The organism is Sphingomonas pollutisoli, assembly GCF_029167165.1.
Lineage (GTDB): Bacteria > Pseudomonadota > Alphaproteobacteria > Sphingomonadales > Sphingomonadaceae > Sphingomonas > Sphingomonas pollutisoli.
In genome coordinates, this window is sequence record NZ_JARFNJ010000003.1 from 315,657 (window position 1) to 340,090 (window position 24,434).

The window sequence follows — 24,434 nt, forward strand, 5'->3', positions numbered from 1 at the left end:
CGATTGCGGCACCGGGCCGCGCGCTTGCAACCCCTGCGGTTGACGCTGCACCGCAGCATAGCCACTTGAGGCAGTATGAATGCCCCCGCCCATTTCGCCCCGATCGTCGCCGAGCGCCCCGCCGCGCCCGTCGCGCTGGTCCATTTCGCCCTCGCAATGGGCGGGTTCGCGATCGGCACCACCGAATTCGCCACGATGAGCCTCGTCCCCTATTTCGCCAAGGGGCTTGGCATTGACGAGCCGACGGCAGGGCATGTCATCAGCGCCTATGCGCTCGGTGTGGTGGTCGGCGCACCATTGCTCGCGGTGGCGGCAGCCAAGCTGTCGCGGCGGACCTTGCTGATCCTGTTGATGACTGCGTTCGCGCTGTTCAACGGGCTGAGCGCGCTCGCGCCGACCTATCACTGGATGCTGCTGTTTCGCTTTCTCAGCGGCCTGCCGCACGGTGCCTATTTCGGCATCGCGGCGCTGGTCGCGGCATCGCTGGTGCCGACCAACCAACGCTCGCAGGCGGTTGGGCGCGTAATGCTCGGGCTCACCGTCGCGACGATTCTCGGCGTCCCGCTCGCCAATTGGCTCGGGCAGGCGGTGGGCTGGCGCTGGGGGTTCGGCGTGGTCGCGGTGCTGGCGTTGCTCACGGTGACGCTGGTCGCGCTGTTCGCACCCCGCGACAAACCTGAGCCGGGGGTGAGTCCGCTCACCGAACTCGGCGCGCTCGCCAACAAGCGCGTGTGGCTGACGCTCGCGATCGGCGCGATCGGCTTTGGCGGGATGTTCTGCGTGTACACCTACCTCGCCTCGACGCTGTTCGAGGTGACGCGCGTCTCCGCGGCGATGCTGCCGGTCGTGCTGATGGTTTTCGGCGTCGGGCTGACCTTGGGCAACATCGTCGCGCCGCGCTTCGCCGACAAGGCGCTGATGCCGACCGGCGCGGTGTTGCTCGTCGGCAGCATCGTGAGCCTCGCGCTCTATCCGCTCGCCGCGACGCACTTCTGGTCGATCTGCGTCGATGTCTTCGCGATCGGCTTCACCGGCGCGCTCGGCACGGTGTTGCAGACGCGGCTGATGGACGTGGCGGGCAAGGCGCAGGCGCTCGCCGCCGCGCTCAACCATTCGGCGTTCAACACCGCCAACGCGCTCGGGCCGTGGCTCGGCGGCATCGCGATCGCGGCGGGTTACGGCTGGACGTCGACCGGCTGGGTCGGCGCGCTTCTCGCTTTGGGCGGATTAACCGTGCTCGGCGTCGCAATGCTCGACGACCGCAGGACCGCGTAGCCCCCCACCGCCGACAGCAGCGAGCCGAGTAGCACGCCCACCTTCACCTCGTCCTGCAGCGCGGCCGCGCCGGGGAAGGCGAGTCCACCGATGAACAGGCTCATCGTGAACCCGATCCCGGCAAGCAGCGCGACGCCGTAAAGCTGCCGCCAGCTCGCGCCCTTGGGCCGCTCGGCGATGCCAAGCCGCTGGGCGAGCGCGACCCCGCCGAAGATGCCGGCTTGCTTGCCGAAGAACAGCCCGAGCGTCACCGCGATCACCAACGGCGCGCGCAACACGCCCGCCGGCAACCCGCCTAGCGCGATCCCGGCGTTCGCGAACGCGAACAGCGGCACGATCGCGAACGCGACCCAGGGCGAGAGCGCATGTTCGAGCCGATGCAGCGGTGAATCCGCGGCGTCGGGCGCGCCCGGCGAGCGCGTGATCGGGATCAGCGCCGCCGCAAGCACCCCGGCCACGGTCGCGTGCGCGCCCGACAGCAGCACCAGCCACCAGAGCAGCGCGAACGCGATCAGATAGGGCGTGAGACGCTTGACCCCTCGCCGATTGAGCGCCGCCATCACCAGCAGCATGCCCGCCGCGCCCGCGAGCGCGATCCAGTCGATTTCCCCAGTATAGGCGACCGCGATGATCGCGACCGCGCCCATGTCATCAACGATCGCGACGGTGGTCAGGAACAGCTTGAGCGAGGGTGGCACGCGCTTGCCGAGCAACGCCATCACCCCGATCGCGAAGGCGATATCGGTCGCGGCCGGAATAGCCCAGCCGGGGCGCAGCGCCGTGTCGCCGCCTGTCACCGCGAGGAAGACCAAAGCGGGCATCACCATCCCCGCCACCGCCGCGATCACCGGCAGCCGCCGTCGCGCTGGGCTGCACAATTGCCCGTCGATCAGCTCGCGTTTGATCTCCAGCCCGACGTAGAGGAAAAACAGCGCCATTAGCGCGTCGTTGATCCACAGATGCACCGTCATCGGCCCGATCATGGGCGCGAGCACCGGGCCAGTGCGCACGTGAAGCAGATCGAAGTAACCGGCGCCGAGCGGGGAATTGGCGATTATCAGCGCGAGTGCCGCCGCCACCATCAGCACGATGCCGCCCGCCGCTTCCCGTCGCAACAAATCGCGCAGCGCCGATCGCGCTTTCTTCGTGATCGACTTCGCCATGCCCGACCCTAACCGATTGAAGGAGGCGACGAAACCAAAACCGGTCGCCGCGCCGTCGATGGGCCGACCCGCTATCGCCGCTCCGGCCCGAAATTGAGCCGCCGCGTGACGTTATAATCGAGCACGGTCATCACGAAGAACGCCGCCGCCTGCTTCGTGCGCGTCCACCACCCGCTGCGCGACGCGTAAAGTTCAGGCGTGATCGCCTCGGAATCGGCGACTTCGCCATCGAAATACGCGCGGACATGCGCGGCGAACGCCGCATCATCGATCCGCAGCATCATCTCCAGGTTGAGGAACAGGCTGCGCACATCGTAATTGGCCGAACCGATATACACCACGTCGTCGATCAGGAAGAGCTTGGTGTGCAATTTGGTCGGCTGGTATTCGTAGATCTCGACGCGCTTGCGCAACAGCCCGGCGTAGGTGAAGCGCGACGCCCAGATCGCGGCGCCGTGATCGTTCTTGGAGGCGAGGACGATCCGCACCCGCCCGCGCATCCCCACCCTGTCGAGCCGCCTGAGCATGCCGGGATTCGGCGCGAAATAGGCGGCGATCAGCCCGATCTCGCGCGCACCCTCCATGTCGCGTTTGACCGCGCGCGCCCAGGGCGACAACCGCCGCGTCGGCCCGCCGAACAGCCAGCGCACCGTGCCTTGCGGCTCGCTCCAGTTCGACAGCGCGCGCCGGAGCGAGCGCAGCGGCGGCTTGGGCTGCTTCGCCCAGCCTGACAGCGTGTCGAAATAGCCGGTGATGCGATGCGCGGCATCGCCCTCCACCAGCAGGCCGAGATCGCGCCACGCCTGTTCCGCCGGCGTGCCGAAATACCCGTCCTCGACGTTGAACCCGCCGATGATCGCGCGCGCCGTATCCGCCCGTTCACCGTCGGCAAGCGCGAGCTTCTGATGGTTGCGCAGCAGATACCGCCGCCCCCAGCGTGGCACGAACCGGCAGACGGTCACGCCCGCATCGCGCATCGGGTCGAAGAAATGGCGCTGCTCGGCATGTTCGCTGCCGAGACCATCGACGATCAGCGAAACCCGCACGCCGCGCTCGGCCGCGCGGATCAGCGCGGCGCGGACGGCTTCGCCGGCGCGATCATCGACATAGATGTAATAGAGCATCCGCAGCGTCGCCCGCGCCTCGTCGATCAGCGCGACGAGCGTCTCGAGCCGTTCCGGGCCGTTGACGAGCATCCGCAACCGGTTGCCATCGACGGTGAAGACGGGCTGTGGCGCGGGACGATCCATGTCGGCGTCGTGGCGCGCGGCGGGCCGGCGCGCAAGCAGGGTATCGGGCTTCACATTGGCTCAACGCGAGCGCACGCGGAGGTTTCCATGCCTGGCGGGGCGTTTTATTGACTCTTCGGCAGGGCGGGACTACAGCGCTTGGCTTATCCTTTCAGCATTATCCACGAAGGAAGCCATTCATGGCGCGCGTCACCGTCGAAGATTGCGTCGACAAGATTCCGAACCGGTTCGATCTGGTGCTGCTCGCCGCGCAGCGCGCACGGCAGATTTCGGGCGGCGCCGAGCTGACGCTCGATCGTGACCGCGACAAGAACCCCGTCGTCGCCTTGCGCGAGATCGCCGAGGAAACCGTCCGTCCCGATCATCTCGAGGAGTCGGTCGTGTCGGGTCTCCAGAAGGTCCAGGTCGATGATGAGGACGCTCCGGATGAGGTCGGTTCGCTCGCGGCTTCGGCCGAGGCGCTTCGCCTCACGGCCGCCGCGCCCCCGCGCAACCAGAACCTCGGCGCCGATTACGACGGCTGAGCCGAAAATCTTCCCGATCACGAGAGGGCGGCCGTTCGCGCGGTCGCCCTTTTTCATGTCGTACGTCCGAAGCATTTCACCGCGCGGGCGCTGAACACACCAGCTTGTTCGGCCCCCGTTAAGCGCGTATTCGCTTGGGCCATCGCATGGCCAGATCTTCCAAAGCCCGTTCCCGCACGCAAAGCGCGCGGGTGTCCGACAAGCCGCTCTGGCGTCGTCGTCTTATCCTGCTGATCCAGATCGGGTTGGGCATCGCCGCACTGGCGCTCGCCGCGCTGGCGATCACGGTCTACGTGACGCGCGCGCAATTGCCGAGCTTCGAGCAGCTCAAATCCTCGCCCAATGGCCAGATGATCCGCGTCCATGCCGCCGACGGCACCGTGATCGTGTCGCTCGGGCCGAGCTACGGCGACTGGCTGAGCTACGACCAGATTCCGGCGGTGATGCGCGAAGCGATGATCTCGGTCGAGGATCGCCGGTTCCGGTCGCACCTCGGCGTCGATCCGATCGGCATGGCACGCGCGATCCGCTTGGGCATCGCCAATCGCGGCACCGGGCGGCGTCAGCAAGGCGCATCGACGATCACGCAGCAGGTCGCGCGTACGATCTTCCTTTCCAACAAATATGATCTTGGCCGCAAGATGCGCGAGGGGTTCCTCGCTCTCGCGCTGGAGCGCAAGTTCAGCAAGGACGAGATCCTCGAACTGTATCTCAACAAGGTCTATTTCGGTGGCGGCGCCTACGGCATCGATGCGGCAAGCCGCAAATTCTTCGGCCACGGCGCCGAGCATTTGACGCTGGCCGAGGCCGCGATCATTGCCGGCCTGGTCAAGGCCCCCTCTGTCTATTCGCCGACCGCCGACGAAGCCGCCGCGAAAGACCGCGCCGGTGTCGTCCTCTCGCTGATGGAGGAAACCGGCGCGATCACCCCGCAGCAGGCCGCCGACGCCGACGTGCAGAACGTGACGTTCGCGCCGGAACCCAAACAGAACAGCGTGCGCTACTTCACCGACTGGGCGCTGCCGCAGCTCGCGACGTTGATCGACGAGCCGAGCCGCCCGCTCGAAGTCTGGACGACGCTCGATCTCGGCATGCAGCGCGCCGCCGACGCGGCGGTACGCAAGAATGCGCCCGCGGGTGCGCAAGGCGCGCTGGTCGCGATCGACCGCGATGGCGCGGTGCGCGCGATGGTCGGCGGCAAGGATTACGTCTCGTCGATCTACAACCGCGCAACACAGGCGGTGCGTCAGCCGGGATCGGCGTTCAAGCTGTTCGTCTATCTCGCCGCCCTGGAAGCCGGGCACAAGCCCGAGGATTCGATCGTCGATGAGCCGGTGACGATCGACGGATGGAGTCCGCGCAACGACTCACGCCGCAACATCGGCGCGACGACGCTCCGCACCGCCTTCGCCTATTCGATCAACACGGTCGCGGCCAAGCTCGGTCAGCAGGTCGGCTTCAGCACCGTCGCCGACATGGCGCGGCGTTTCGGCATCACCACGCCGGTCAACACGCATCCCTCAATGGTGCTCGGTACGTCGGAAGTACGGCTGCTCGATCTAACGCGTGCGTTCGCGAGTGTCGGCAACAAGGGTGTCGCGGTGACGCCCTACGGCATCACCAAGGTGACGGCGGCGGGGGAGACGATCTACACGCAGCAGATCGACACCAGCCACGTTCTCGTCGCGCCCTATGTCGCCGCCGAGATGACCGATCTGCTCCAGACCACGGTCAACACCGGCACGGGCAAGGCCGCGCAGATCGGCCGCCCGGTCGCGGGCAAGACCGGGACGACCACGTCGAGCAAGGACGGCTGGTTCCTCGGCTTCTCGAGCGGCCTCACGACGGGCGTGTGGATGGGCCGCGACGACGCCAAGCCGATCGCCGGGCTGCACGGCGGCACCGCGCCGGCACGCGCCTTCCATGATTTCATGGCGGTCGCGGTGGCGAACCGCCCGGTCGAGCAGTTCGAGACGCAGGTGACTTTGCCCGACATGTCGATGGAACCCGACGAGGAAAGCTATTTCGGCGCGCCGGACAATGGCGTCTTCGTCGATGACGACGGCAATCCGGTGCAGGGTGGGGGTGCTCAACCGCGGCAGAACGATCGGCAACGTGTCGATCCCGATGGCAACCCGATCGACGACGGCATCATCGCGCCCGATGGCGACCAGCAGGGCCGGCCCGAGAAGCTTGACCAGCAATGGATGGATCATGTCCTGGGCCGCGACACGCCTGCGCCAAATCGACCGCGCGGCGATCGTCCAGCCGCCGCACCGCCGCCAGCGCGGCCGGATCGCTATTCGGACTCGCGCCCGAACCAGTGAAGGCCCGCGCCGTGGGCGCGCAGCCATGCGCGCGATTCGGCGGGGTCACGCTCATCAAGGTTCGCTGCGAGCGCGTGGAACGCCGGGCTGTGATTCATATGGACGCGGTGCGCGACCTCGTGCGCGACCGTCGAGCGGCGCACGAACGCCGGCGCTAGGATCAGCCGCCAGCTATAGCGGATCGCCCCGCTCGATGCGCAGCTTCCCCAACGGCCGCGCGGATCGCCGACCGTCACCCTGCTGACCGACACGCCGGCGCGCGCCGCGCACTCCGCGGTTTCGAGCGACAGCACCCGAAGCGCCTCGCGCCGTAACCATAGCTCGACGCGCCGCGACAGACTCTCGGCCGGCCCGCCACAGACCAGCCGGTCGTCAATGCGAGTCACCGCACGCGGGTGGGCAGCGTCCCAATCGATCGTCAGCGTCTCATCGCCGAACGGCACCAGCGCGCCTGGCGCGAACGGGCGCGGCATTGGTAATCGCGCGCGTTGCGCATCGATCCACGCCTGCTGCCCGGCCGCCCACGCGAGCGCCGCCTTGACCGGCGCACGTGGCGGCAGCGTGAGCCGGACGCGCCCGCTCGCCGGATCGACCGACAACCGAGCACGGCGCGCGCGCGGATGCCGGACGACCTCGAACGGTTCGCTCACAACTCCCGATCGATCACGTGATTTTCGAAATCGCCGGCATCATCCTCGGAGATCGTCCAACCGCGCACGGATTCACCTGCGCGGTGAACCGCGTCGCGATCCCCGCTGACCAGATAATGCCACTCCGGCAACGGCTTGCCAGCCGCGCGAAGGCCGTACGCACAGGTCGAGGGCAGCCAGTCGATCGTGTAGACATTGTCGCGATTGAGCCGAACGCATTCGCTCACATAGGCGTGGCGATGGCGGTAATCCGAACATTGCGCGGTCGCGCGGTCGAGCAGACGGCACGACACGTTGGTCGGGAACATCTCGCCGGTCTCTTCATCCTCGAGCTTGTGCAGGCAGCACTTGCCGCAGCCATCGCACAGCGCCTCCCATTGCGCCCGGTCGAGCTTTTCGAGCGGCGTGTCTTCCCAAAACCGCGTGCTCATCGCACCCACCGTCCGAGCTCGGCGGCGACGTCGCCGGGGGTCTTGTCGACCGGGATCAGCGCCAGCGGCTTGTCATTCGGGTCCATCAGATATGCGACACGCGAATGTTGTACCATATAGCCGCCGCCGGGCGCGGGTGGCTGCTTTTCGTAGAAGACCGCATACTCCTTGGCGATCGCCGCGATGGCGGCCGGCGAGCCGGTCAGCCCCACCATGCGCGCGTGGAACGCAGCAACGAACGGCCTGAGCACCGCCGGCGTATCACGTTCGGGATCGACCGTGACGAACACCGGCACCACCTTGGCACCGCGCGCCGCATCCTTCGCCTCGAACGCGCGCAAGCCTTGCCCGAGCGTCTGCATGTCGGTCGGACAGACATCGGGGCAGAATGTATAGCCGAAGTACATCACGCGGTATTTGCCGGCGAAGCTCGTGTCGGTGACGCTCCTGCCATCCTGATCGGTCAGGCGAAAGGCTCCGCCGATCTTCGCGCCGGCCAGCGGCGGTGGGGCGGTGTCGACCGGTTTGGAACAGGCAACCGGGGCAGCCGCCACCAGCAGGGCGACCAGCGACGCGACCGGTACGCGGACAATCTCATTCATGGTGCGCGCAGCATTGATCTGATAGCGGCAAAGGCGCAAGTCTGACCATGCAGGCAAGAGGTCGAATCCATCCATGAAAGCACGTATTGCCGGACTGTCGCTGTTCGCCGTGGCGCTCGCGCTCCCGCTGACCCCCGCCGCGGCGCAACTCGGCCAGTCGGCGGGATATAAATTCCTCCAGGCGATCCGCGAGTCGAAGAACGACGAAGTCATCGCGACGTTGTCCAAACCGGGTTCGACGATCGTCAACACGCGCGATTTCAACACCGGCGAGGGCGCGATCCACATCGTCACCAAGCGCGGCGACATTGCGTATCTCAACTACCTGCTCGCCAATCAGGCCGATCCCAATCTGCGCGACAACAAGGGCGAAACGGCAATGCTGATCGCAGCCGGCAACGGTCGCACCGACATCCTCGAGATTCTCAAAAAAGCCGGCGCCAACGTCAATCTCGCCAATAATAGCGGCGAGACTCCACTGATCCGTGCGGTGCAGCATCGTGATCTCGCGACGGTTCGCACCTTGCTGGCGGAGAAGGCCGATCCCGATCAGGCCGATGTGATCGCCGGCATGTCTGCGCGGGACTATGCGCATCAGGACACGCGTTCCCCAGCCATAGCCAAGTTGATCGACGAGACACCCAAAGCCGCCAAACGCGCCGTATCCGGGCCGCGGCTGTAGTTCGCCACTCTTGTGGATGGCTTCCTCGCTCCTGAACGGAGCATGGCTCAAAACGCGCCGTCGGCCTCAGGGTCGAGCGCCGTGGTCAGCCGGCGCGCGGCGCGGCGGGCGAAGGCGAGGGTTATCCGTTTGCGTGCGGGTGCTGGAAGCGGATGGGTGTACGCCTCACGCGTGATGACGGCATCATAGCGATCCGCGACGATGATTCCGGTACGCCCGGGAAGGAACGCCGCGCCGTTCAGCGGTGAGATGTCGAATCCCGCTGGCACCGCCCAGAAATAGCGGTCGCAACAGCCGAGATAATCGGTCCACTTCGAATCCCCGAGCAGATCCGCGCGCGACACCTTGATCTCGACGATAACGACGTTTCCCCGCGCGTCGAGCGCCATCAAATCGGCGCGCCGCCCCCCTTCGAGCGGAACCTCGCCAATGGCGACCAGATCGTGGCGAAGCAGCATCCGAACCGTGCCACGCGCCACCTCAGCGGCGCATAGCGAATCGTGGGCGGTGACGGGATCGGGAATGGCGAGCATCTCCCGATCCTAGAACATTTCACGAACGCGTCAAACCGGCAGGGGCCGGTTCACCGCCTCAACGATAGAAGATGTGGTTACCGATTGAGGCGACCTGCGTACGATTGAAGTTCGCGTTGACGCGGCGCGCATGGAAGAACAGTGCCTTCGAAGCGGGGCTGTCCCAAGCGTCGGCGAGCGCGACACGAGCGACCGCGAGCGCGGTGCGATAATTGCGGTTCGCGTTGATTTCGGGAACGTGGCCGCCGCGCACGAACGAGAACTGGCCGGGCTGGGTGACGACCGAGCAAATCGAGCCCGGGAAACGGCCTGACTTGCTGCGGTTGATGATGACTTCGGCGACGGCGAGCTGTCCGCTCAGCGGTTCGCCCTTGGACTCAAAATAGATCGCGCCGGCAAGGCACTGAAGATCGTCGCTGCGCGCATCATCGTCGGACTGGGCCGCGACGGCGTCGGCAAGCGAGGCGTAGGAAGTGGTGGGCTTTTCCGAAGACGGGGCGGGATCGGCAGGATCGACCGCGGGCGTCTGGCTATCGGAAGGGGTCTGGGTAACCGCGACTGCCGGAACCATCGAGGTCGGCTGTGCGTTGATAGGCTGGTTGATTTGGAGAGCGAAGCCAGGTGTGCTGGCCCCGGCGAGTCCGGTGATGCTGGCAAAAATCGCCGCGATGGTTGCGGCACGGTGAAGAAGCGACATTAAACCGACAAATATGCGGTGGTGCGCGCAAAAGATCGCCTCGAACGACGCAATCTTCCCGGACATCCCCCGACTGCGTAATCAACCCGGATCGCACCCGTGCTGACACAACGCCAAAACTGATGCTCGCCCTATCCCGGCAATGGTCCCGATCGTCAATGTTGCGCGATCGTTTCTGCGGCGAATCGTTGCGCAGACGGGATGTCGAGATCGATCACCCAGAGGTCCGGGTCACGCGCACGTCGGCGTTGCCAATAGGATGTCACCTCGTCGGGCAACGACGTATCAGGCGGTCCTGCGGACACCAGCGCTATCCGGCCGTCCAGATCGCGGCCTTGTTCTAGCATCCCGGAGAACCTGCCCTTGTCGTTCAGGATCAGCAGGATGCTGCCTGCCTGGGAATCGCCTTTCGCCAACACCATCGCCATGCCGCCGGCATCGTTGGCGCGCCGCAGCAAAGCCGACACGAGCAGATCGATCGGCAGCCGACCGTTCACGCGACCCGATATCCGGGCAAACGCGCCAGCGCGATGCGCGAGCGCATGAACGTGCCGGTGCCGCGCGCGGCCTCTTCGCCTGCTTCGTCGATAAGCCGCGCTTCGGCGACGAACACGCGACGCTGTCCGCTGATCCAGCGCCCTTCCGCGACCACCGGGCCGCTTCGCAGCGGCTTGGTGAGCAACAGGTTGAATGCGGTCGTGAGGAGGAAGCGGTCCGAGACAAGGCTGTTGGCCGCATAGAAAGCGGCATCGTCGAGCATCTTGAAGTAGCTCGTGCCGTGCGCCGCGCCCCCGGCATGGAAATAGCGCTCGTCGATATCGAAGTGGATGCGCGCGATGCCCGGCTCGGGAATCTCGAGCCGGGATTCGAACAGCCGGTTGATCGGCGCCGCCGCATACAGGTTCTCCAACGCACGGAAATGCGCTGCTTCCCCGGCGGTGGCAGGATCAGGCGGCGTCACGCGCCTCGCCGGTGCTGAACAGCGCATAAAGCGCATCGGGCGACCCTGCGCCGCGCAATTTCGCCACGAAGGCGCGGTCGCGCAGGCTGCGCGACACCAGCGCCAGCGCCTTGAGGTGCGCCGCGCCGGCGTCCGGTGGCGACAGCAAGGTGAAAACGATATCGACCGGCAGATCGTCGACCGCCTTGAAATCGATCGGTTGCGCAAGCCGCGCGAACACGCCGACGACATGCGCCAGCCCGTCGATCCGCCCGTGCGGCGTGGCAACGCCGCCGCCGAAGCCGGTACTGCCGAGCTTCTCACGCGCGACCAGGGCATTCGCGACATCGGCGGGGTCCAGGCCATAGGCGGACGCCGCAATCGCGCCGATCTGCTGAAACAGGGGCTTCTTGGCGCTGGCGGCGAGATTCGCCACCACCGCGCCGGGCAAGAGCAGATCGCTAAACTCGGTCATCAGTTTCCTCGGCCGTTCACCGGCGCTTCTCCGCCGGCGCGCATAGACCGGATTGCGCGCCGGCGGAAGCGTCAGGCCACTCCGTTGGTGGCCCGATGCGGCTCGACCCAGCCGATCGTGCCGTCACCACGGCGATAGACCATGTTATAGGCGCCCGAGCCGACATTGCGGAACAACAAGGCGGTGGTGTTGCGCAGATCGAGCATCATCACCGCATCCGAAACCGTGGCGTCGGGCACATCGACGCGCGTTTCCGCGATGATCGGCGGGAAATCCTGCTCGATCTCTTCCTCGGCGGTTTCCTGGAAGACGGTGTAGCCGGCATTGTCGGTAACGGTGCCATCATCGGCGATCGTCGCCCCGCCGGCGGGCACGGCGCTACGATCCTTGAGGCGGCGCATGTAGCGGCGGAGCTGCTTCTCGATCTTGTCGGCGGCGCCATCGAACGCGACATGGGCTTCCATACCGCTATTGTTCGCCTTGAGCACCAGCCCCTGCATGACGTGCGCGACGATATCGCAGGTGAAAGCCTCGTGCGGGCCGCGGCCGAAGGTCACTTGCGCGGAAATCGCACGCGCGAAGTATTTCGTGGCGATCGCCTGAAGGCGTTCGTCGACATGGACCTTGATCGCCTCGCCTGTCTCGACCTGATGGCCGGAGACTCGGATATCCATGCGCATTCTCCTTTTTCAACGCGGCCGGACAGGCTGAACCGTCCGTCCGCTATCGTCAACCAATAGCCTCCGCGCCCCATAAAGGGTTGGAGACGGAGTTTAGAAAGGCTGCGTGGCGCGCAAGTTCCGCCTCGCTCGCGGCAAAGACGCGCGCCGGGCGAGCGATCCTGGGGGCGGTATCGACCAGGATCGGGCGTTCCTCGACGCGCTCCTCGGTGACCAGGCCAAGGCCGATCTGCCGGCCACCGGTCAACTCGACATAGACTTGCGCGAGCAATTGCGCGTCGAGCAATGCGCCGTGGAAGGTACGTGCGCTGCGATCGATGCCATAGCGCGAGCAAAGCGCGTCGAGGCTGTGCTTCGCGCCGGGGTGCCGGGTGCGCGCGATGACGATCGTATCGACCATACGGTGCATGCCGATCAGCGGGCGTCCGCAACGGGCGAGCTCGCCGTTGAGGAAGCCGAAATCGAACGTCGCATTGTGCGCGACGAGGGGCGCATCGCCCAAAAATTCGAGCAGGGCATCGACCCCATGCGCGAACAGCGGCTTGTCGGCGAGGAAGGCGTCGCTCAACCCGTGGACACGTTGCGCTTCGGCCGGCATCGTGCGTTCGGGGTGGAAATATGCGTGGAAGGAGCGTCCGGTCTCCACGCGGTTGAACATTTCGATACAGCCGATCTCGACGAGGCGGTCGCCATCGGCGAAGCTGAATCCGGTGGTTTCGGTGTCGAACACGATCTCGCGCATCCTGATGTTATCCGCCTTTGCCGTCCCGCAGGCAAGCGATCACCGTAGCGACGGCGGCCTCGGTTTCGGCGATGCCGCCCCCGGTCGGGATGACGAAATCGGCGCGCGCGACCTTTTCGGCATTTGGCACCTGACGCGCCACGATCGCCTCGAACTTCTCGTCCGTCATGCCGGGCCGCGCCAGAACGCGGGCGCGCTGTACGGAACTCGGCGCATCGACGACGGCGATGCGATCGACCCCGGCTTCGCCCCCGGTTTCGAACAGCAACGGGATGTCGAGCAGCACGATCGGCGCATCCGCGTGATCGTGCAGGAACGCCGCCCGCTCTTCCGCGACGGCGGGATGGACGATCGCCTCGAGCCGCTTGAGCGCAGGCGCGTCGGCGAGCACCGCCTTGCCGAGCCGCGCACGATCGACCCCGCTCGGCCCCGTCGTGCCGGGGAACGCCGCCTCGATCGCGCCGACCAATCGGCCGCCGGGGCCTTGCAGGCGGTGAACTACCGCGTCGGCATCGAACACAGGCACGCCGCTGCGCGCGAACATCGCGGCGACGGTGGATTTACCCATGCCGATCGAACCGGTCAGGCCCAGTTTGATCACGCCAGCAACAGCGCGCGCAGTTCCTCGTCGCGGTCGCGCGGGGGGGCCGCGCCGAAGAACAGTTCGAACGCGACCGCCGCCTGCCCGACGAGCATCTCCAGCCCATCCACCGTCTCGAGTCCCCGCGCGTCGGCTTGGGCGAGCAACTCGGTTTCGACCGGTGCGTAGACGACATCATACACCAGCGCGTCGTCGGGGAGGGGAGACAGATCGATCTCGAGAGCGGGCTGGCCGACCATGCCGAGCGCGCTGGTATTGACGATGAGCGCGGCGGGCGGGATCGCGCTGCCCAGCGGCAACGCCTTGCCCTTCAAGCCGAACGCCGACAGCAACGCGGCCGCCTTCAGCACATTTCGGTTGAGCAAGGTCACCGGCCCGATGCCGGCACGCGCCAGCGCAAACAGCACCGCGCGCGCCGCACCGCCGGCGCCCACCACCACCGCCGGCTTGCCGGCCAGATCGCGGTCGGAAATCGGCGCGTAGAAGCCGGCGGCATCGGTGTTCGTGCCGATCATCGCGCCGTCGGGCTGACGCAGCACGGTGTTGATCGCGCCGATCGACTCCCGGACGCCGCCGGGATCCTCGACATGATCGAGCGCGGCCTGCTTGTGCGGAATCGTGATGTTGCACCCACGCCAATCGGCATCCGTCTGCCGCTCCGCGAAATAGCCGGCGAGATCGTCAGGCAGGACATGACGCCGCGCATAGCGCGCATCGAGACCGAGCGCGTCGATCCAGAAACCGTGGATCAGCGGCGATTTCGAATGCGCGATCGGGTCGCCGATCACCTCCGCATACATCGTCATGCCGTCATCACTCCCCGGACACGCAGATAGTCGAGCACTTGCAGCAGCGGCAGCCCCAGCACGGTGAACTGGCTGCCCTCGATCCGGGAGAACAATTGCGCGCCCGCTCCCTCGATCCGGTAGCAGCCGACACAGCCCGATATCGCTGGCCATTCCGCGTCGAGATAGCGCTCGATGAAGGCATCGGAAAGCGTGCGAACGTGCATCTTCGCGCGATCGACAACCCGCCATACTGGGCGCCCCGCTTCGGCGATCACCGCCGCGCTGACGAGATCGTGGCGCTTGCCCGACAACCGGCGAAGATGGTCGGCGGCATTTTCACGCGATACCGGCTTGTCGAGCATGGTGCCGTCTTCGAGTTCGACGATCGAGTCCGAACCGAGCACCAGGGCGCCGGGCGCGCGCTGCGACACGCGCAAAGCCTTCAGTTCGGCAAGCGCGTCGGCGAGGTCGCGCGCGGCGAGGCCCTCCGCCCGCAGCGCCGCTTTGGCGCTTTCTTCATCCACCCCCGCTGCGACCGCCTCGAACGGCACCAATGCCGCCGATAGCATCGCGCGGCGCGACGCGCTGTTCGAAGCCAATATCAAAGTCATGCTTCCCCCCGTTCCGCGACCAGCGCGATGATCGCGGCGGCGGTTTCCTCGATCGATCGGCGCGTCACGTCGATCACCGGCCAGCCATTGTCGGCGAACATCCGCCGTGCCCACGCCACCTCCCGCGAGACGGCCTCATGATCGACATAGGCCGTCTCCGGGGCCTGGTTGAGCGACAAGAGACGGTTGCGGCGGACCTGAATCAACCGGTCGGCGCTCGTCGTCAGCCCCACCACCAGCGGTCGCTTGAGCGCGAAGAGCACCGGTGGCGGCGGGCTTTCCACCACGATCGGGATATTGGCGGTCTTATAGCCGCGATTGGCGAGATAGATCGAGGTGGGCGTCTTCGAGGACCGCGACACGCCGGCGAGGACGATATCGGCCTCTTCCCAGTCCTCCGAGCCGAGGCCATCGTCGTGCGCGATGGTGAATTGGATCGCATCGACACGCGCGAAATAGGCGGCGTCCAGCATGTGCTGGCGTCCGGGCCGCGCCTTCGCCTGCTGGCCGAGCAGGCTGGAGAGCGCCCCGGTCACCGCATCAAGCGGCGCGACCGCGGGCAGGCCCAGCGCGCGGCAGCGCATCTCGAGATTGCGACGCGTCTCGCTGTTGACCAGCGTGAACAACACCAGCCCCGGATTCTGCGAAATCTCCTGAAGGATGCGCTCCAGGTGGCCCTCGGTTCGCACCATTGGCCAGAAGTGCCGGATCGTCTCGACGTCGTCATATTGCGCGAGCGCGGCCTTGGCGATGTTCTCCAGCGTCTCGCCGGTTGAATCCGAAAGGAGATGGAGGTGGAGCCGCATCGGCGGGGCCTCAACGGGACAGAAGTGTGGATAACATCGGGATCGTCGCTACCGTAACTTCGCACGCCAGCAAAGGCCGATCGAACGGTGGAAAATTCGCCACTTACCCACAGTTCGGCGCACATCCGCCGATTTTATCCACAGCCTGTGGAAAGCGGGTGCGACGGAATCGAATCCGAGGCATTCGGCGGAGTCTCGCCCGTCAAGCTGTTGGCATTTCGGGGACGACCGCATAAGCCCCGGCTTCCACGCGCCAACAGCTTCAACATCCCTTTAGATTCTTCTTTATTGTAAGAGGTACGCCGTGTTTGCGATCGAGATGACCCGGTGAAACCCTTACTTGCGACCCTGCGTGGGGAAAAACAGGCTACCTCGCCGGTCTGGTTGATGCGGCAGGCGGGGCGCTATCTGCCCGAATATCGTGCGTTGCGGGCGGAGAAGGGTGGCTTCCTCGCGCTTGCAACCGATCCGGAGGCGGCGGCCGAGGTGACGTTACAGCCGATCCGACGCTTCGGGTTCGATGGCGCGATCCTTTTCTCCGATATCCTGATGGTGCCGGCCGCGCTTGGCCAGTCGCTCACCTTTGGAGCGGGGGAGGGGCCGGCGTTGGCACCGCCGCTGCTCGGTCACCCGCTGGCGGCGCTGACACCGAACCCGGCCTTCCTCGATCCGGTCTATGCCACGGTCCGCAACGTCGCCGCCGCCTTGCCACCGGAGATGACATTCCTCGGTTTCGCGGGCAGTCCCTGGACTGTGGCCACCTATATGGTCGCGGGGCACGGGAGCCGTGACCAGAGCGAGACGCGCCGCTTCGCTTACACCGATCCGGTGCGCTTCGGCGAGATCATCGATGCGATCGTGACGATGACGATCGACTATCTATCGCACCAGATCGAGGCGGGCGTCGAGGCGGTGCAACTGTTCGATAGCTGGGCTGGGTCGCTCAGCCCGGCGCAGTTCGAACGCTGGGTGATCGCACCCAACGCCACGATTGTCGCCGCGCTCCACGCGCGCCACCCGCAGGTACCCGTGATCGGTTTCCCCAAAGGTGCGGGGGGCAAACTGCCGGCCTACGCGCGCGAGACCGGCGTCGATGCGCTCGGGCTCGACGAGACGGTCGATCCACGTTGGGCGGCGCTGAATGTGCCCGTCGGTCTGCCGGTACAGGGCAATCTCGACCCGCTCGTGCTGATCGCCGGCGGTGCGGCGCTGGAGGCGGCGGTGGCGAACGTGCTTGAGGCGTTCGCGGATCGCCCCCATATCTTCAACCTCGGGCATGGCATCCTACAGGACACGCCCATCGGAAATGTCGAGCGTCTGCTGGCGCTGGTGCGGAGAGCGCGATGAACTTCCTCGGCAACGCCTATCTTTGGGTCAAGGCGGCGCATGTCATTTTCGTAGTGTTCTGGATGGCCGGGCTGTTCATGCTGCCGCGTTATCTGGTCTATCATCAGGAAGCACTCGGCAACCCCGAGGAGGCGGCGCGCTGGACCGATCGCGAAAGCAAGATCCGCGCGATCATCCTGACCCCGGCGATGGTGCTGGTATGGGCCTTCGGGCTGCTGCTGGCGGCGAATGCGGGCCTGTTCAGCGGCGTGCCGAGGCTGGCATGGCTGCACGCCAAGCTGGTGCTGGTAATCGTCCTGACGGCCTATCACGGCTGGGCGGTGTCTTACGCGAAGAAGCTCGCGAAGGGACAGGCGACGCTGACCGGCCGGACGCTGCGGATGGTCAACGAGGTGCCGGCGGTGCTGGTGACGCTGATCGTCATTCTGGTGATCGTCCGCCCCTTCTGACTTGACTTGGGTGCGCGCCGCACTTAGCTGTCCGATCAATGTTAACGCGCGGCGCCGTCCTGGCGACCGTTGTGTGGCATCCTGCCTCAGCCTCGTCGCGTATCCTGCTGACTGACGCTCATTTTCCCAGCACATCTCGCTCCGGACGCCCTCAATGCATCTCAAAGACCTCAAGAACAAGAAACCCGCCGAACTCGTCGAGATGGCGGAAGCGCTCGGCATTGAGAGCGCGTCGACGCTGCGCAAGCAGGATCTGATGTTCGCGATCCTCAAGGTGCAGGCCGAAAATGGCGATCAGATCATGGGGCTCGGCACGATCGAGGTGCTGCCCGATGGCTTCGGTTTCCTGCGTAGCCCCGAGGCGAATTACCTCGCCGGCCCGGACGACATCTACATTTCGCCCAATCAGGTGCGGAAGTTCGGTCTGCGCACCGGCGACACCGTCGAAGCCGAGATCCGCGGCCCCAAGGACGGCGAACGCTATTTCGCGCTGACCAAGCTCATTTCGGTCAACTTCGATGATCCGGATGCGGTGCGTCACCGGGTCAATTTCGACAACCTTACGCCGCTATATCCAGAGCAGAAGCTCACGCTCGATCCGAGCGATCCGACGATGAAGGACAAGTCGGCGCGGGTGATCGACATCGTCTCGCCGCAGGGCAAGGGTCAGCGTACGCTGATCGTCGCGCCCCCCCGCGTCGGCAAGACGGTGATGCTTCAGAACATCGCCAAGGCGATCACCGACAACCATCCCGAGGTGTTCCTGATCGTGCTGCTGATCGACGAGCGGCCCGAGGAAGTCACCGACATGCAGCGTTCGGTGAAAGGCGAGGTCGTCTCCTCGACCTTCGACGAACCCGCCACGCGCCACGTCCAGGTCGCCGAGATGGTGATCGAAAAGGCCAAGCGCCTCGTCGAGCATAAGAAGGACGTGGTGATCCTGCTGGATTCGATCACCCGCCTCGGTCGTGCCTACAACACCGTCGTTCCTTCGTCGGGCAAGGTGTTGACCGGCGGCGTCGACGCCAACGCGCTCCAGCGTCCGAAGCGCTTCTTCGGCGCGGCGCGCAACATCGAGGAGGGCGGGTCGCTCTCGATTATCGCGACCGCGCTGATCGATACCGGCAGCCGCATGGACGAAGTGATCTTCGAGGAGTTCAAGGGCACAGGCAACTCCGAAATCGTCCTTGATCGCAAGGTCGCCGACAAGCGTATCTTCCCGGCGCTTGATGTCGGCAAATCCGGCACGCGCAAGGAGGAACTGCTGGTCGATCAGAGCAAGCTCTCCAAGATGTGGGTGCTGCGCCGTATCCTCATGCAGATGGGCACGATCGACGCGATGGAATTCCTGCTCGACAAGATGAAGAACTCGAAGACCAACGAGGATTTCTTCGACAGCATGAATCAGTAGCCGAGAGCGGTCTGCTGCATGCTGCGGCAGGATTCGCTCCGGCCGGGCAGGCGAGGCCTCAGCCTCGACCCACGACGCGGGCGTTGCCCGCGTCGCTGCTAAATCAGCCGTCCTTGCTCATGATCGAGCAACCACCGTTTCGTCGCCGTCCCTTGGCCTGCGGAATAGGCGCCGAGCGATCCGTCGGCGTTGGTCACGCGGTGGCACGGCACCACGATCGGCAGCGGATTGCGCGCGCAGGCCTGACCGATCGCCCGCGCGCCAGACCCGATCGAACGCGCCAGCGTGCCATAGCTCCGCGTCTCCCCGAAGCCGATAGCCACCATCGCTTCGCGCATCGCCGTTCCGCGCGGGGTGGCCAGCGGGCTCAGTGGCAGATCGAACACGGTCAGCCGACGCGCGAAATATGCGGAAATCTGAGCAGCGCCCTCCGCAAGCGCACCGGTTCCCGCAACCTCGGGCTGCACGTCACGCTCAATAGTGATGGCATCGAGCCAATCGTTACCACCGTGGAGCCGCACCATGCCGATGGGCGTTGCGATCAGGGCGAAGTCGCGCGCATACATGTCACGATTATGGAGCGTTCGATCGAGGCGCTCAAGCGGAGGACGCGCGGATGAAGATCAATGTCGAGGTCGAATGTACTCCGGAGGAGGCGCGGCGCGTGATGGGCCTGCCCGATTTCACGCCGGTGCATGAGAAATATATCGAGATGCTGACCAACTCGATGGAAGGTAATATCTCGCATGAGATGGTTGAAAACATGATGCGGAGCTGGGTGCCCGTTGGAGACGCTGGTATGAATTTCTGGCGTAAGATGTTCGAGACATCGACGTCGAAATAGCCGTGGACACGATCTTCGCGGTTTCGAGCGGCGCGGCACCGGCGGCGATCTCGATCCTTCGCATCAGCGGGCCGCAGGCGTTTGCGGCGGCACGGCTGCTGAGCGGTACATTGCCCGCGCCACGTGTCGCGGGGTTGCGCGCGCTCCGCGATCCGGCGACCGGCACGTTGCTCGATCGCGGGCTGGTGCTCGTGTTTCCTGGCCCCGACAGCGCGACGGGGGAGGATATCGTGGAACTTCACATCCACGGCGGCCGCGCGACCCAGCGCGCGCTTGAAGCGGCGCTGGGGACGATCGCCGGGTTGCGTCAGGCCGAACCAGGTGAGTTCACGCGGCGCGCTCTGGAACATGGCCGTATCGATCTGACCGAGGCGGAGGGGTTGGGCGATCTCCTCTCCGCCGAAACCGAGCATCAGCGTCGCGCCGCGTTGCGCCTGTCGGAAGGCGGGCTTCGTCAACAGATCGAGCGGTGGAACGATCGCCTCGTCGATGTGGCGGCATCCATCGAGGCGGCGCTCGATTTCTCGGACGAAGACGACGTTCCCGAGGCAGTGACTGCCGAGTCGGCGAGCGTATTAGCAGCGCTGGCAGATGAAATCGGCGCGGTGGTTGTGGCACCGTCGGTCGAACGCCTGCGGGACGGTGTACGCGTCGTGATCGCGGGGCCGCCGAATAGCGGTAAATCGACGCTCATCAACCGGCTCGCCGGTCGCGATGCGGCGATCGTCTCTCCGACCGCTGGCACGACGCGCGATCGCATTGAGGTGTCGGTGATGCGCTCGGGCGTTGCCTATCTCCTCGTCGATACCGCGGGCCTGCGGGATGACGGGGCTGATGAGATCGAGCGGATCGGGATCGGTCGCGCGATCGATGCGATCGCCGCGGGCGATATCGTGCTGTGGCTCGACGACGTAGCGCCACCATATCCAAGCGCGATGTGGCTGCATGCGCGGTGTGATATTCCGGGGCGGGCGTCGCTTCCGCCCGGGCCGGACCTCGCGATCTCGGCGGCGAGCGGTGAGGGAATCTCGGCCTTATGGTCTTTGCTGGAAGAACAGGCCGGGCGGTTGTGGGTCGGTGCAGACGAGATGACGATCAACGCGCGCCAGCGCGCGCTTCTTACCAGCGCCGAGGCGGTGTTGCGGGATGGCGTTGCAGAGAGCGATATTCTGCTCCGTGCGGAGGCGATCAGGAGCGCGCGGGCGGCGTTCGATAGCGTAACGGGACGGGCCGACGTCGAGGCTGTGCTAGATGCTCTGTTCGGGCGGTTCTGCATCGGGAAGTGATTGTTCCACGTGGAACGCTTTGACTTGGTCTTTCGACGAGCATAGCGAAACCCTATGAACCAGTTCGATGTCATCGTAGTGGGCGGCGGCCATGCCGGCACCGAGGCTGCCGCTGCGGCCGCGCGACGCGGTGCGCGGACGGCGTTGGTAAGTTTCGATCCGGCGAAGATCGGTGCCATGTCATGCAACCCTGCGATCGGAGGGCTGGGCAAGGGGCACCTCGTGCGCGAGGTGGATGCCTTCGATGGCTTGATCGCGCGGGCGGCAGATGCGGCAGGCATTCATTACCGCATGCTCAATCGTAGCAAGGGGTTGGCAGTCCAGGGCCCGCGCGTGCAGGCAGATCGTCGGCGCTACGCAGCGGCGATCCAGACGATGCTGTCTTCCCAACCGAACCTCACGATCGTTGCTGGAGAGGCGGCGGCGCTGAACCTAGCGGCTGGACAGGTTGCCGGTATCAAGCTCGCAGATGGGCGTACCCTAGGTGGGCCATCAGTAATCCTGGCTACGGGGACGTTTCTGGGCGGCCGAATTTTTCGGGGCGAGGAACGCGAGGTCGGCGGCCGGGTCGGCGAGGCGTCCGCGAGCATCTTGGCCGAGCAGCTTCGTGGCGCTGGCTTGCCGATGGCACGCTTGAAGACGGGAACGCCGCCACGACTCGATGGTCGCACGATCGATTGGGCCCGGCTCGAAGAGCAGGCGAGCGATGCGGAGCCATGGACGATGTCTCCGCTGACTCCGGCTCGGATGCTTCCGCAGGTACATTGCGCGATAACCCGGACGACCGAGGCAACGCACGCGATCATCCGCGCCGGTCTCGATCGCTCGCCTTTGTTCGGCGGCGCGATTTCTGGAGCCGGGCCCCGTTATTGCCCGTCTATCGAAGACAAAATTCATCGGTTCGGCGATCGTGACGGGCACCAGATCTTTCTCGAACCCGAGGGCCTGGACGATCCGGTGGTGTATCCCAATGGGATCTCGACCTCGCTGCCGGTCGATGTGCAGGAAGCTCTGGTTGGCTCGATCCCCGGACTCGAACGTACCCGCATCCTGACGCCGGGTTACGCGGTCGAATATGATCATATCGATCCGCGCGCCCTCGATGCGACTCTCCAACTTCGTGCCATCCCAGGTCTGTTTTGTTGCGGACAGATCAATGGCACGACGGGCTATGAGGAAGCAGCGGGACAGGGCTTGATCGCGGGCCTGAATGCGGCGTCGCACGCACTCGGCACCCGTCCGGTAATCCTCGATCGCGCGAGCAGCTACCTCGGCGTGATGATCGATGATCTCGTGCTCCAAGGCGTGACCGAGCCCTACCGAATGCTCACCGCGCGGGCCGAATATCGGTTGCGCTTGCGCGCCGACAATGCCGAAACACGGCTCGGCCCAATAGCGGATGCTGCGGGCTGCCTAGGGGACGTTCGGCGAGCGCGCCTCGATCAGCGGGGCAGAGCGCGCGAGGAGATCGAAGCGGTATTCGAGCGGCCGCTCTCTCCGGCCGAACTGATCGAACGAGGCGCAGTGATTGCAGCGGGCCCGCATCGTCGGCCTGGTTCCGAGTGGCTGCGGCTTGCCGGCGTTACCGTTGCGCATGTAGCACCCGATCTGGTCGCCAATGCGGACCCGGCACTGCTGGCGGAAATCGTCGAGGATGTTCGCTACGCGCCGTATCTGCTGCGTCAGGAGGCAGAGATCGCGATGGTCCGAGGGAACGACGCGATCGTGCTTTCGCCCGATCTCGATTTCGCGGCGATCCCGGGCCTATCGGCCGAAATGGTCGAGCGGCTCAGCACCGCGCGGCCAGCGACATTGGGGCAGGCGGGCCGGCTGCGGGGTATCACGCCCGCAGCGCTCGCCGCGATCCTGCTTCATGCCCGACGGCGTGCCGCATGACCGAAGACCAAGCACGGGACTGGATCAACGCGCGCTTTGGAGCCGCCGGTGTCGCGCGGATGGAGCGGTTCGTCGATCTCGTGATCGCGGAGTCCCAACAGCAGAATCTGATCGCGCGATCGACATTCGCCGAAATCTGGACGCGGCACGTCGTCGATTCCGCGCAGCTTCTTCCGCTCGCGGAACATACACCGGGTGCTTGGCTCGATATCGGTAGCGGGGCGGGATTTCCCGGTGTGGTGGTGGCGACGCTGACCGACAGACCGGTGACACTGGCCGAACCCAGGAAGCGACGTGTCGCCTTTCTTGAAGCGGCGGCAGAGGCGTTAGGCATCGCGGCGCGAACCTCCATCTTCGCTGGAAAAGTCGAGGCGTTGAAGGCAGCGCCGGTCGGAGTCATCTCCGCTCGGGCAGTGGCCACGCTCGATCACTTGCTCGCCGGCGCGGCCGACCTGGCGACGAAAGACACGCTCTGGCTGTTGCCCAAGGGGCAATTGGCGCGGGATGAGGTGGCAATCGCGCGGCGCGCATGGCATGGTGCGTTTCACGTGGAACAGAGCCTTACCAATAAGGAATCGCTGATCGTGGTAGCGCGGGGAGTGGCACGTCGATGCAAGTCATAACGGTCGCCAACCAGAAGGGCGGAGTCGGCAAGACGACGACCGCGATCAATCTTGGCACGGCACTCGCCGCGACCGGCTTGCGCGTGTTGCTGATCGATATCGATCCGCAGGGCAACGCGTCCACGGGCCTTGGGGTAGGTCGCAACGATCGCGAACGCTCGATCTACGACGTGCTGCTCGGCGAAATGCCACTGGCGAGCGCGGTGATCGGCACGTGCGTGCCCGGCCTTGATCTCGTCCCCGCGACGGTCGATCTCTCGGGTGCGGAGATCGAACTGGTTGAATATGAGGAGCGCACGCACCGGCTGAGCCGAGCGATCCGACGTTCGGATCAGCGCTGGGATGTTGTACTGATCGACTGTCCGCCGTCGCTTGGGCTGTTGACGCTCAATGCGATGGTCGCGTCGAATTCGTTGCTCGTGCCGCTGCAATGCGAGTTCTTCGCGCTGGAAGGGTTGAGTCAGCTTCTCAACACCGTTGAGCGGATCCGCGAGCGGTTCAATCCTGGCCTGTCGATCATCGGTGTCGCGCTAACGATGTATGATCGCCGCAACCGTCTGACGGAGCAGGTCTCTGCGGATGTGCGCGCCGTGCTTGGCCGCGTCGTGTTCGAAACGGTCATCCCGCGCAACGTGCGGCTGTCCGAGGCGCCAAGCCATGGTCTGCCGGCATTGATCTACGATTTCCGCTGCTCGGGTTCGGAAGCTTATATCGCGCTTGCCCGCGAGCTTATCACGCGCTTGCCTGACACGTCCGCGCCTGACCGCGCAACCAAGGTGGCGGCATGAGCGATGGCGTTAC

Annotated in this window: 29 protein-coding genes; 12 read left to right on the forward strand and 17 right to left on the reverse strand. The window is 65.5% G+C overall.

Annotation, left to right across the window (positions count from 1 at the left end):
• Nucleotides 1-75: 75 nt before the first annotated feature.
• Nucleotides 76-1,275: an MFS transporter gene (locus tag PX554_RS07810; protein ID WP_093224801.1), complete on the forward strand. Its 1,200-nt coding sequence runs from the start codon at nucleotides 76-78 to the stop codon at nucleotides 1,273-1,275.
• Here PX554_RS07810 and nhaA read toward each other — a convergent pair.
• Nucleotides 1,176-2,438, reverse strand: coding sequence for a Na+/H+ antiporter NhaA (nhaA, locus tag PX554_RS07815; RefSeq protein ID WP_093224803.1), 1,263 nt, complete (start codon nucleotides 2,436-2,438; stop codon nucleotides 1,176-1,178). The two genes, PX554_RS07810 and nhaA, sit on opposite strands and share 100 nt — an antisense overlap.
• A 71-nt stretch (nucleotides 2,439-2,509) precedes the next feature.
• On the reverse strand, nucleotides 2,510-3,688 hold the full coding sequence (locus PX554_RS07820; RefSeq protein ID WP_275500985.1) for a phospholipase D-like domain-containing protein: 1,179 nt from the start codon (nucleotides 3,686-3,688) through the stop codon (nucleotides 2,510-2,512).
• 179 nt (nucleotides 3,689-3,867) lie between these two features.
• Between PX554_RS07820 and rpoZ the strand changes: the two genes are divergently transcribed.
• Nucleotides 3,868-4,212 carry a DNA-directed RNA polymerase subunit omega gene (rpoZ, locus tag PX554_RS07825; protein ID WP_093224805.1) on the forward strand — a complete coding sequence of 115 codons (345 nt, stop codon included), beginning with the start codon at nucleotides 3,868-3,870 and terminating at the stop codon, nucleotides 4,210-4,212.
• 146 nt (nucleotides 4,213-4,358) lie between these two features.
• Nucleotides 4,359-6,539: a transglycosylase domain-containing protein gene (locus tag PX554_RS07830; RefSeq protein WP_275500459.1), complete on the forward strand. Its 2,181-nt coding sequence runs from the start codon at nucleotides 4,359-4,361 to the stop codon at nucleotides 6,537-6,539.
• Here PX554_RS07830 and PX554_RS07835 read toward each other — a convergent pair.
• The 3 genes from PX554_RS07835 to PX554_RS07845 are packed head-to-tail and all read right to left on the reverse strand — an operon-like array spanning nucleotide 6,512 to nucleotide 8,222.
• Nucleotides 6,512-7,189, reverse strand: coding sequence for a M48 family metallopeptidase (locus PX554_RS07835; protein ID WP_275500461.1), 678 nt, complete (start codon nucleotides 7,187-7,189; stop codon nucleotides 6,512-6,514). The two genes, PX554_RS07830 and PX554_RS07835, sit on opposite strands and share 28 nt — an antisense overlap.
• A complete protein-coding gene (locus tag PX554_RS07840) occupies nucleotides 7,186-7,620 on the reverse strand; it encodes a YcgN family cysteine cluster protein (protein WP_093224810.1) in 435 nt (144 codons plus the stop codon). The genes PX554_RS07835 and PX554_RS07840 overlap by 4 nt, the downstream gene beginning before the upstream one ends.
• Nucleotides 7,617-8,222, reverse strand: coding sequence for an SCO family protein (locus tag PX554_RS07845; RefSeq protein WP_093225076.1), 606 nt, complete (start codon nucleotides 8,220-8,222; stop codon nucleotides 7,617-7,619). Before PX554_RS07845 ends, PX554_RS07840 begins: the two co-directional genes overlap by 4 nt.
• Before the next feature lie 73 nt (nucleotides 8,223-8,295).
• Between PX554_RS07845 and PX554_RS07850 the strand changes: the two genes are divergently transcribed.
• A complete protein-coding gene (locus tag PX554_RS07850; protein WP_093224812.1) occupies nucleotides 8,296-8,904 on the forward strand; it encodes an ankyrin repeat domain-containing protein in 609 nt (202 codons plus the stop codon).
• 47 nt (nucleotides 8,905-8,951) lie between these two features.
• Here the strand turns inward: PX554_RS07850 and PX554_RS07855 are convergent, their stop codons facing one another.
• The 11 genes from PX554_RS07855 to PX554_RS07905 form a co-directional block, all read right to left on the reverse strand.
• Nucleotides 8,952-9,437: an MmcB family DNA repair protein gene (locus PX554_RS07855; protein WP_275500468.1), complete on the reverse strand. Its 486-nt coding sequence runs from the start codon at nucleotides 9,435-9,437 to the stop codon at nucleotides 8,952-8,954.
• A 58-nt stretch (nucleotides 9,438-9,495) separates the two neighbouring features.
• Nucleotides 9,496-10,200, reverse strand: a complete 705-nt coding sequence (locus tag PX554_RS07860; protein WP_338061572.1) for a cell wall hydrolase — start codon at nucleotides 10,198-10,200, stop codon at nucleotides 9,496-9,498.
• An 89-nt stretch (nucleotides 10,201-10,289) separates the two neighbouring features.
• Nucleotides 10,290-10,631: a DUF1491 family protein gene (locus PX554_RS07865; RefSeq protein WP_275500470.1), complete on the reverse strand. Its 342-nt coding sequence runs from the start codon at nucleotides 10,629-10,631 to the stop codon at nucleotides 10,290-10,292.
• Nucleotides 10,628-11,122, reverse strand: a complete 495-nt coding sequence (locus tag PX554_RS07870; RefSeq protein ID WP_275500988.1) for a PaaI family thioesterase — start codon at nucleotides 11,120-11,122, stop codon at nucleotides 10,628-10,630. Before PX554_RS07870 ends, PX554_RS07865 begins: the two co-directional genes overlap by 4 nt.
• Nucleotides 11,082-11,549 carry a PTS sugar transporter subunit IIA gene (locus tag PX554_RS07875; protein ID WP_275500472.1) on the reverse strand — a complete coding sequence of 156 codons (468 nt, stop codon included), beginning with the start codon at nucleotides 11,547-11,549 and terminating at the stop codon, nucleotides 11,082-11,084. Before PX554_RS07875 ends, PX554_RS07870 begins: the two co-directional genes overlap by 41 nt.
• 71 nt (nucleotides 11,550-11,620) lie before the next feature.
• Nucleotides 11,621-12,223, reverse strand: a complete 603-nt coding sequence (hpf, locus tag PX554_RS07880) for a ribosome hibernation-promoting factor, HPF/YfiA family (RefSeq protein WP_093224820.1) — start codon at nucleotides 12,221-12,223, stop codon at nucleotides 11,621-11,623.
• 55 nt (nucleotides 12,224-12,278) lie between these two features.
• Nucleotides 12,279-12,971 (reverse strand): DNA polymerase III subunit epsilon, encoded by a 693-nt coding sequence (gene dnaQ / locus PX554_RS07885; protein WP_275500475.1) that lies wholly within the window; start codon nucleotides 12,969-12,971, stop codon nucleotides 12,279-12,281.
• A 7-nt stretch (nucleotides 12,972-12,978) separates the two neighbouring features.
• The gene (coaE, locus tag PX554_RS07890) at nucleotides 12,979-13,572 is read right to left on the reverse strand and encodes a dephospho-CoA kinase (protein WP_275500477.1); all 594 of its coding nucleotides are present in this window, start codon (nucleotides 13,570-13,572) and stop codon (nucleotides 12,979-12,981) included.
• Nucleotides 13,569-14,378 carry a shikimate dehydrogenase family protein gene (locus PX554_RS07895; RefSeq protein ID WP_275500479.1) on the reverse strand — a complete coding sequence of 270 codons (810 nt, stop codon included), beginning with the start codon at nucleotides 14,376-14,378 and terminating at the stop codon, nucleotides 13,569-13,571. Before PX554_RS07895 ends, coaE begins: the two co-directional genes overlap by 4 nt.
• The gene (locus PX554_RS07900) at nucleotides 14,375-14,971 is read right to left on the reverse strand and encodes a Maf family protein (RefSeq protein ID WP_093224825.1); all 597 of its coding nucleotides are present in this window, start codon (nucleotides 14,969-14,971) and stop codon (nucleotides 14,375-14,377) included. Before PX554_RS07900 ends, PX554_RS07895 begins: the two co-directional genes overlap by 4 nt.
• On the reverse strand, nucleotides 14,968-15,777 hold the full coding sequence (locus PX554_RS07905; protein WP_093224827.1) for a pyruvate, water dikinase regulatory protein: 810 nt from the start codon (nucleotides 15,775-15,777) through the stop codon (nucleotides 14,968-14,970). The genes PX554_RS07900 and PX554_RS07905 overlap by 4 nt, the downstream gene beginning before the upstream one ends.
• 327 nt (nucleotides 15,778-16,104) lie before the next feature.
• Between PX554_RS07905 and hemE the strand changes: the two genes are divergently transcribed.
• From hemE to rho, 3 genes are all read left to right on the forward strand, one after another.
• Nucleotides 16,105-17,124 carry a uroporphyrinogen decarboxylase gene (gene hemE / locus PX554_RS07910; protein ID WP_275500485.1) on the forward strand — a complete coding sequence of 340 codons (1,020 nt, stop codon included), beginning with the start codon at nucleotides 16,105-16,107 and terminating at the stop codon, nucleotides 17,122-17,124.
• Nucleotides 17,121-17,573 carry a CopD family protein gene (locus tag PX554_RS07915; protein ID WP_275500487.1) on the forward strand — a complete coding sequence of 151 codons (453 nt, stop codon included), beginning with the start codon at nucleotides 17,121-17,123 and terminating at the stop codon, nucleotides 17,571-17,573. Before hemE ends, PX554_RS07915 begins: the two co-directional genes overlap by 4 nt.
• A 154-nt stretch (nucleotides 17,574-17,727) precedes the next feature.
• Entirely contained in the window at nucleotides 17,728-18,984 is a 1,257-nt protein-coding gene (rho, locus tag PX554_RS07920) for a transcription termination factor Rho (RefSeq protein WP_093224832.1), read from the forward strand.
• Between the two features lie 98 nt (nucleotides 18,985-19,082).
• On the opposite strand, the gene PX554_RS07925 is transcribed toward rho, so the two are convergent.
• Nucleotides 19,083-19,550 (reverse strand): methylated-DNA--[protein]-cysteine S-methyltransferase, encoded by a 468-nt coding sequence (locus tag PX554_RS07925; protein WP_093224833.1) that lies wholly within the window; start codon nucleotides 19,548-19,550, stop codon nucleotides 19,083-19,085.
• Between the two features lie 50 nt (nucleotides 19,551-19,600).
• On the opposite strand from PX554_RS07925, the gene PX554_RS07930 reads away from it, so the two are divergent.
• Genes PX554_RS07930 through PX554_RS07950 form a run of 5 tightly spaced genes read left to right on the forward strand, consistent with a single transcriptional unit; the run spans nucleotide 19,601 to nucleotide 24,421 of the window.
• Nucleotides 19,601-19,828, forward strand: a complete 228-nt coding sequence (locus PX554_RS07930) for a DUF6489 family protein (RefSeq protein ID WP_093224835.1) — start codon at nucleotides 19,601-19,603, stop codon at nucleotides 19,826-19,828.
• A 2-nt stretch (nucleotides 19,829-19,830) separates the two neighbouring features.
• A complete protein-coding gene (mnmE, locus tag PX554_RS07935; RefSeq protein ID WP_275500494.1) occupies nucleotides 19,831-21,114 on the forward strand; it encodes a tRNA uridine-5-carboxymethylaminomethyl(34) synthesis GTPase MnmE in 1,284 nt (427 codons plus the stop codon).
• Nucleotides 21,115-21,168: 54 nt separating this feature from the next.
• On the forward strand, nucleotides 21,169-23,010 hold the full coding sequence (gene mnmG / locus PX554_RS07940; protein ID WP_275500496.1) for a tRNA uridine-5-carboxymethylaminomethyl(34) synthesis enzyme MnmG: 1,842 nt from the start codon (nucleotides 21,169-21,171) through the stop codon (nucleotides 23,008-23,010).
• 59 nt (nucleotides 23,011-23,069) lie between these two features.
• A complete protein-coding gene (gene rsmG, locus PX554_RS07945; protein ID WP_338061574.1) occupies nucleotides 23,070-23,633 on the forward strand; it encodes a 16S rRNA (guanine(527)-N(7))-methyltransferase RsmG in 564 nt (187 codons plus the stop codon).
• Nucleotides 23,621-24,421: a ParA family protein gene (locus PX554_RS07950; RefSeq protein ID WP_093224841.1), complete on the forward strand. Its 801-nt coding sequence runs from the start codon at nucleotides 23,621-23,623 to the stop codon at nucleotides 24,419-24,421. The genes rsmG and PX554_RS07950 overlap by 13 nt, the downstream gene beginning before the upstream one ends.
• Nucleotides 24,422-24,434: the final 13 nt, after the last annotated feature.

Excerpts from the sequence above, each read along its gene's own strand:
- PX554_RS07810 (WP_093224801.1), top strand. The coding sequence starts at position 76 with ATGAATGCCCCCGCCCATTTCGCCCCGATCGTCGCCGAGCGCCCCGCC.
- nhaA (WP_093224803.1), bottom strand. The coding sequence starts at position 2,438 with ATGGCGAAGTCGATCACGAAGAAAGCGCGATCGGCGCTGCGCGATTTG.
- PX554_RS07820 (WP_275500985.1), bottom strand. The coding sequence starts at position 3,688 with ATGGATCGTCCCGCGCCACAGCCCGTCTTCACCGTCGATGGCAACCGG.
- rpoZ (WP_093224805.1), top strand. The coding sequence starts at position 3,868 with ATGGCGCGCGTCACCGTCGAAGATTGCGTCGACAAGATTCCGAACCGG.
- PX554_RS07830 (WP_275500459.1), top strand. The coding sequence starts at position 4,359 with ATGGCCAGATCTTCCAAAGCCCGTTCCCGCACGCAAAGCGCGCGGGTG.
- PX554_RS07840 (WP_093224810.1), bottom strand. The coding sequence starts at position 7,620 with ATGAGCACGCGGTTTTGGGAAGACACGCCGCTCGAAAAGCTCGACCGG.
- PX554_RS07845 (WP_093225076.1), bottom strand. The coding sequence starts at position 8,222 with ATGAATGAGATTGTCCGCGTACCGGTCGCGTCGCTGGTCGCCCTGCTG.
- PX554_RS07850 (WP_093224812.1), top strand. The coding sequence starts at position 8,296 with ATGAAAGCACGTATTGCCGGACTGTCGCTGTTCGCCGTGGCGCTCGCG.
- PX554_RS07855 (WP_275500468.1), bottom strand. The coding sequence starts at position 9,437 with ATGCTCGCCATTCCCGATCCCGTCACCGCCCACGATTCGCTATGCGCC.
- PX554_RS07860 (WP_338061572.1), bottom strand. The coding sequence starts at position 10,200 with ATGTCCGGGAAGATTGCGTCGTTCGAGGCGATCTTTTGCGCGCACCAC.
- PX554_RS07870 (WP_275500988.1), bottom strand. The coding sequence starts at position 11,122 with ATGCGCTGTTCAGCACCGGCGAGGCGCGTGACGCCGCCTGATCCTGCC.
- PX554_RS07875 (WP_275500472.1), bottom strand. The coding sequence starts at position 11,549 with ATGACCGAGTTTAGCGATCTGCTCTTGCCCGGCGCGGTGGTGGCGAAT.
- hpf (WP_093224820.1), bottom strand. The coding sequence starts at position 12,223 with ATGGATATCCGAGTCTCCGGCCATCAGGTCGAGACAGGCGAGGCGATC.
- dnaQ (WP_275500475.1), bottom strand. The coding sequence starts at position 12,971 with ATGCGCGAGATCGTGTTCGACACCGAAACCACCGGATTCAGCTTCGCC.
- PX554_RS07895 (WP_275500479.1), bottom strand. The coding sequence starts at position 14,378 with ATGACGATGTATGCGGAGGTGATCGGCGACCCGATCGCGCATTCGAAA.
- PX554_RS07900 (WP_093224825.1), bottom strand. The coding sequence starts at position 14,971 with ATGACTTTGATATTGGCTTCGAACAGCGCGTCGCGCCGCGCGATGCTA.
- PX554_RS07905 (WP_093224827.1), bottom strand. The coding sequence starts at position 15,777 with ATGCGGCTCCACCTCCATCTCCTTTCGGATTCAACCGGCGAGACGCTG.
- PX554_RS07915 (WP_275500487.1), top strand. The coding sequence starts at position 17,121 with ATGAACTTCCTCGGCAACGCCTATCTTTGGGTCAAGGCGGCGCATGTC.
- rho (WP_093224832.1), top strand. The coding sequence starts at position 17,728 with ATGCATCTCAAAGACCTCAAGAACAAGAAACCCGCCGAACTCGTCGAG.
- PX554_RS07925 (WP_093224833.1), bottom strand. The coding sequence starts at position 19,550 with ATGTATGCGCGCGACTTCGCCCTGATCGCAACGCCCATCGGCATGGTG.
- PX554_RS07930 (WP_093224835.1), top strand. The coding sequence starts at position 19,601 with ATGAAGATCAATGTCGAGGTCGAATGTACTCCGGAGGAGGCGCGGCGC.
- mnmG (WP_275500496.1), top strand. The coding sequence starts at position 21,169 with ATGAACCAGTTCGATGTCATCGTAGTGGGCGGCGGCCATGCCGGCACC.
- rsmG (WP_338061574.1), top strand. The coding sequence starts at position 23,070 with ATGGAGCGGTTCGTCGATCTCGTGATCGCGGAGTCCCAACAGCAGAAT.
- PX554_RS07950 (WP_093224841.1), top strand. The coding sequence starts at position 23,621 with ATGCAAGTCATAACGGTCGCCAACCAGAAGGGCGGAGTCGGCAAGACG.